Source organism: Paenibacillus sp. N119s (genome assembly GCF_059447605.1).
This window is the reverse complement of the sequence record NZ_JCAJRU010000276.1, coordinates 1-5,860: the sequence shown is the minus strand read 5'-3', so window position 1 is coordinate 5,860 and position 5,860 is coordinate 1. Positions and strand designations below refer to the sequence as shown.

At 38.3% G+C, this 5,860-nt stretch carries 6 protein-coding genes and 1 pseudogene; 2 read left to right on the top strand and 5 right to left on the bottom strand.

Annotated features, from left to right (window positions below; genetic code table 11):
* The 5 genes from AC5V8P_RS22550 to AC5V8P_RS22530 form a co-directional block, all read right to left on the bottom strand.
* Positions 1-217: hypothetical protein (locus AC5V8P_RS22550; protein WP_495473882.1), on the bottom strand; the 217-nt coding region annotated here is incomplete at its 3' end.
* Between the two features lie 1,832 nt (positions 218-2,049).
* The gene (locus AC5V8P_RS22545; RefSeq protein WP_495473881.1) at positions 2,050-2,553 is read right to left on the bottom strand and encodes a hypothetical protein; all 504 of its coding nucleotides are present in this window, start codon (positions 2,551-2,553) and stop codon (positions 2,050-2,052) included.
* Positions 2,554-2,612: 59 nt separating this feature from the next.
* On the bottom strand, positions 2,613-3,218 hold the full coding sequence (locus AC5V8P_RS22540) for a DUF4179 domain-containing protein (RefSeq protein ID WP_231116952.1): 606 nt from the start codon (positions 3,216-3,218) through the stop codon (positions 2,613-2,615).
* Between the two features lie 93 nt (positions 3,219-3,311).
* Positions 3,312-3,710 carry a sigma factor gene (locus tag AC5V8P_RS22535; RefSeq protein WP_081276871.1) on the bottom strand — a complete coding sequence of 133 codons (399 nt, stop codon included), beginning with the start codon at positions 3,708-3,710 and terminating at the stop codon, positions 3,312-3,314.
* A gap of 461 nt (positions 3,711-4,171) precedes the next feature.
* Positions 4,172-4,762, bottom strand: coding sequence for a DUF421 domain-containing protein (locus tag AC5V8P_RS22530; protein WP_063211010.1), 591 nt, complete (start codon positions 4,760-4,762; stop codon positions 4,172-4,174).
* A gap of 236 nt (positions 4,763-4,998) precedes the next feature.
* Here AC5V8P_RS22530 and AC5V8P_RS22525 point away from each other — a divergent pair, with 236 nt between their 5' ends.
* Entirely contained in the window at positions 4,999-5,502 is a 504-nt protein-coding gene (locus AC5V8P_RS22525) for a MarR family transcriptional regulator (RefSeq protein WP_231116951.1), read from the top strand.
* Between the two features lie 99 nt (positions 5,503-5,601).
* Positions 5,602-5,860 (top strand): annotated as a pseudogene (locus AC5V8P_RS22520) (cystathionine beta-lyase); the annotation flags it as partial.

Genomic DNA, 5,860 nt, shown 5'->3' with positions numbered 1-5,860 from the left:
AAGCTCCGTGTACCAAATACGTTGCTGTGGCTGGCTTAATGCAAACAATTGAACATCGTGCTGAGTCATACGTATCTCTCCTCACTAAATAGATATGGGTAAAAGTAACTCTGCTTAGATGACCATCCCTTGGCAAAGAATGATCCTGCGAGATCCCTTTCTCCGGCATTGAATTGCCAATGGTGGTCGGCAAAAGCGACCACTTCTGATATACCATTGAGATCTGAGCACATACTGCTGGTATCTCTTCAGCCCTTGAAGCTTCGAAGAGCTGATTTTGATCGAGACAAGCACCTCTTTTTTTCATCGCTCACACTTTCGTAGTACAAGCTATTTTTAGTTGGGCGGACATCGTGAAGAAACTCTAACTCTGAGTGTATGAATATGTGCATAGATGGGAACATTTTCGAATTATGCTGTGAGTGCATCTTGGTGGTGGTTTGTAGAATGGTGCCTGCAATGTTAACAACGTAGTGTATCGTGATGTGTGCTATCTGATTGGCTGGAGGGTATTGATGCTATGAGACGCATGAGCTGCTGCAGCGTGGTTAAGAGCGTAATTCTAGGCTGAAAAAGGCGGAAAATACTCACGGCTGCGCTTATGACATCTTAATTTTGACACGGAAGAATACAGTACTTCTTCCAGTGTTCTCTGTATCAAACGAAGCTCTTCGGTGAAAGGTTAATAAAAATGAAATTGTCTTTGGAATACGGGAAATGTGGGACGGATTTACCGGATATGACGCTATGGACAGGTAATCTTGCAGTCTTGTCTTTACAACTGCTATGATTTTTGGATACAGCCAGTGCTTCCATACAGTGTCTATAAAAGAAACAGCATATGTACTTATGAAGCCATTTTAGGCAGAACTTTCATGTCCAATGAAATAAAATAACTGGATTTCCAGTCAGATGGATCATGGTTTGCAAAAACCAAGACACGATTTGAGTCGCCACAAAAATTTTCCGCGCCCTCTTGCTGCCTAAAATTTCACAATAAATCCTTATTTCCCTTTTTATCTCCCAATACTTTCTAGCTATTTTAAATATACAAACTTTAAAACCGATTAACATGGGACATAAGTTCCAAATTGATAGGTTTCATAAAATGAATAAATAACCTATATTATTCCATTATTCTTATAACTTTAAATGCAAGAATTTCACTTTTTTATTAAATTGACTACTAAGCATGACAAGTTAACGTGATTAAGAACAAAATTTTTGATTTTACAATCGTTAAAATAAAAATGATGTAGGCTTGTACGAAAGTCCAAAACCCTTGTACCAAAACAAATTTTACATTACATATTATTAACACAGATATAACAAACCGCTTCTGACACCATCCGACAAATTTCAGCTTTTTTCACCAATACTATTTAACCCCCTAAATCATGGTATTTATTTACTCAAGCTAAAATATTTCAAAACTAATAACTTTTCACTTTTTAAATAGAAAGTAGTTTTCTTAGTACTTTTGGACCAATTATCAAGCGATATTTTCTTTGAATTTTCTCCCGAAATTTTAATTTAATTTAAATTTTCTCTCATTTTACGTTATAAACTTTATTTTTTTGTTAATAAAAACGTTTTGATTTCTCATAAAAGGTTTATTTTTTTAGAAAATTTATAACTTAAGTACTATTGCTTTTGCGAAATTTATTATCTCAAAACACAAAATAACAAATCTCCATGTAACAGGAGACTTGCTATTTTTGACGAATTTCTCTTTAATAATGAAGTGAATATTGACACAGCAAAAGTACTGAACATATTTTCCATGCTAGGATACATTATAAAATCGAATCGTTTCTGTGCCGAACGCATCACGATTGAGTAAATAGCTTTGCTAATATCAAAACCATATAATTCTAAAATGAAAAACGAACTTCTTCCCTGATAGGAGAAGTTCGTTTTTTCTGCTATTTGAGCAACACTGACCAGTTAGGGTCTTTGTATCGTTTATCCACCACTTCTCTAACCAGGGTAAGCTCCTCCGGAATCTGATCTAGCTTCATAATCCGGAATTCATAAGGCTGCTTTGCCCTACGATCCCCCCATGCTGATATATCCCTCTCTCCAATGATCAGTCAGAGTTTTTTCAATCGTTGATCCCCCCACAGCAAGTACGTTATACTGCTTACCTGTTGGATCATATGCTTTCCACTCCTCATACTTTATTTCATTATCCATTTTCCCGTAGAATGAGATGACAGTTTCATGTGCGCCTTTGTTGACTTGCGATTTCTCAAGTGAAGCCCTAACCAACTCCAGGCTATCATTCATTATTTTAAAAGTTTGGGGTTCGGTCAACTCAGATGGTCTAAATGAAATCTTGCTTCCGTCCATTTCTGCAACCGAGTATGCATCCAGGACAAAGCGGTATGGTTTATCCTCAGGCAGGTACTTGAAGGTATAACTCCAACGCATTTTTCCATTTCCAACAACTTTATGATCAGATGTCATTAAGCTGTCCATGTAGTTCCATTTTCTTGGATTCACCGAGTGAATCTCTTCTCCACCTGTAGTTTCGAAATGAAAGCTCAGCATCTGCTTTTCCCATAAATCACCGGGGGATCTTGCCATTGCCGCGCCATCAAGTTCGGTTTCTAGTTCGAACGTACTCCTTGCACCATTCTCGTTAGTCTTTTTAATGTAACCGTCATTCCGTGTGGCGTGGTGTAACTACCTGCCAACTCCTCTATATTGTTCTGCTTGTTTGCCTCTTTCATATCAATATCAAAGCTAAAGTTCCAATTTCCTTTTATTAAGGTTTCGTTACTTTGTCCAAGCGTTCCAATACTCCCTTCTATCGTAATCTTGTCTGTTTTTAGCGGTTCACTAAAGAAATCAACCATATAATAAAAATCACTCGTGTACCCCATATCGTACATGCTACCCACTACGTTTCCTTTATCATCTTTGATCGTAATCGTATTCACATCGCCAAGACCGAGCTTGTCGCGATCATGCTTCCCATTTTCATCAAAAAGTTGAAGTGCAAGGGTCACTCGGGTAGGATCAGCAACAGCCTCATTAATCACCAGCGTGTAACCTTTGTCCTTCACCTTAATATGAGGATTAATCACCAATCCCAATTCCTGTGCACGCATCAGTCCGATATCCGGATTATCCTTGGCAAACAATGACCTGAGTACTTCGGCAAATGTCGGAAAGGTGAGGATAGAAACTGCACCCAGAACGAAAAAAAGCAACGGCTACTGCTCCCCATCTCCATCTTTTGTGGGGGGATCTCTTTTTCATATTTTGATCAAAAAGTGATGAAAGGGTGTTATCCACTGCGATCTCTACTGTATTAGGGATGACCAAGTCTTGTACTTTGGACTTTGTTCATCCAGTCCATCAATTACCTCAAACAGCTCGATTTGTTCATACTCACCCTTATATGACGTCTTTCTTAAATCATAAGGGATAGGGGATACTCTCTTCTTTTTCTTAATAATCCGATTACACTCGTTGATCAAAATCCGAATGATCCATGTTTTAAAATAAGCAGGCTCTTTCAGTCTATGTACATCTGAAAAAGCTTTGACAATGGTCTCCTGTATAGCGTCCGCACAATCTTCTTCGTTTTTAACGATCGATCTTGCTATTACATATAGGCTTTGTTGGACAGCTCGTATAGCATTCATGAAAGCTTCCTTGTCCCCTGGTGTCGCAAGCTCTGCTTTCTCTGTTAGTTCCACGCAGTAGTTCCCCCTCTCCTTTTAAAGTTTATCTATAAATTAGATCATCAAGGAATTGATTTGGTTCACAAGAAAATAATTTTTTTAAAGCAGAATGATATAACATTGCCCTATATTAATGCTGTTTAATATGGTAGATGCCCTTATCCTATCCCACTACACAATGCCGCCACCGACTCGGTTTTCCCCAGTATCTACAAATGATCGTCAGCAATGAAGAAGATCTTTGATTTACTCCGTTTTGAACCAACAAAAAAGAGCTGCTGCGCAGCTCCATATAATTTTCCAGACCAAATTATATTTATAATATATATTTTTGGTTGCGCAACGGACAGCACTTAGGGAAAAACTCTATCCGGAATGTTCCGATTAAGCTTTATCATTGCCGGGTTCTTTTCCATATTTAAATAATCTTTTTTAGGCTCAGATGTAGTGTTGAGGCGTTTTCTTCTACTTTAAAATCATTGAAGGTGAGTAGGAACTTCGTCACGATGGGGTTCTGTCTGGTCTCCTTCTAAAGAAATTCTTTTCACCCCTGATGAAACGTCTCTTTTTAGCTGAGGCAAATAAGCTTTCAACATAAGCTCCATGTCTTTTTTTGTTACTGGCTTTGCTTCGGGGTACAACTCATAGCCAAACTCGCCATTATTTTCAATAGTACCATGCTTCACATCTTCAATATTCGAAATTCCGACCATTCGCAGACGTTTTTCAAGGTCGTCGACAGACACTCGAAGCCTGCGTAAATTATCTATTTCTAGTTTACCTTCATGAATGACGGACACACTTTTTCCTTTTAAAATCGACTCTATACGGTTCGAACGCAGCGTAATCCATTCAACAACGATAAGGAATAAAATGAAGGTGCCGAGTGCCAGAATCGTATTCGTCATCCCCTTCCCGCTTACTTCAGAACCAAGCACAGTACCGATAGCCAATAAAATCATAACCTGTGGGATTGTCATTTGTGAAATGGATTTGCGTCCTGCTATCCTTAGAAACAAGGTACCGATACAAGCCAAAAGAATCGTGCTCCAGACTATAATCCACATCGTGATTCCTCCTGTTTTCACTTTGCTCAGAGTATTCCCGAAATTCGGAAAATCATGAAAGAAGAGAATGGGCTTAAAGGCTTTTTGCAGCCGGTTTTATTAACTCGATTCTGCTTTCCCCCATGGAATATGTATGTTGAAAATACTGAACCTAGGTTTATGAAAGTAACGGTAATGTTTCTCCAATGTATTATGTACCTGCTTGAACCATGTGGTACGATACAATTAAATACTTAATGAAAGACAAGGTGCAAACGATGGAACTTCATGAACAAGACGACAAATATCATGAATTAGATAATAAGGCCAGTATCATATATAAATTTGTTATGACGTACAGCGATTATATTAAAGCCATTCGGGACTACGGTACTGGCGAAGAAATCAACATGGTCGAAGTGCACACCCTGACGATGATTGAGGAGAATCCAGGGATCACTGCTGCCAAGCTGTCATTGGAGTGGAACCGTACAAAAGGAGCAACTTCACAGATTCTAAAAAAGCTGGAGCAACGCGGATTCATCCTTCGAAAAAAAGAAAACGGTAATGCAAAAAACTTAAATCTTTATGCTACAGAAAAAGGAGAGGCATTGAGCAAAGCGCACAAATTATACGATATTAAAGAACTCATGTGGGCCGACAAAACGTTACACGAAAGTTTCAGTAGCGAAGAAATCAAGGCTTTTTACAACGTGATGCAGCGGTATACTGAAATGATGCTCTCTCCACGAAACGAATAGAACACAAGGTATTCAGCCATAATGGTGCAGTATTGATCGAAAATAGTTTAGATGCTATACTATTTTGGTTGGTATATTTATTTGTTAGAGAGGACTATCATGATGACAGCATACAATTTTGATGAAATTATTGACAGAAAAAGAACCGATTCTATTAAATGGTCAAAAAAACATCTTAAAGAGAACTTCAACGCCGAAGATAGCTTCCCAATGTGGATTGCGGATATGGATTTCAAAACAGCCCAACCTATCATTGATGCGTTGATTCGCAGAGCAGAACACGGAATTTATGGCTATGGTTACAAAAGTGATGAATTTATGGCGGCAGCTGTAAATTGGCAGAAAAAAAGAAATGGAT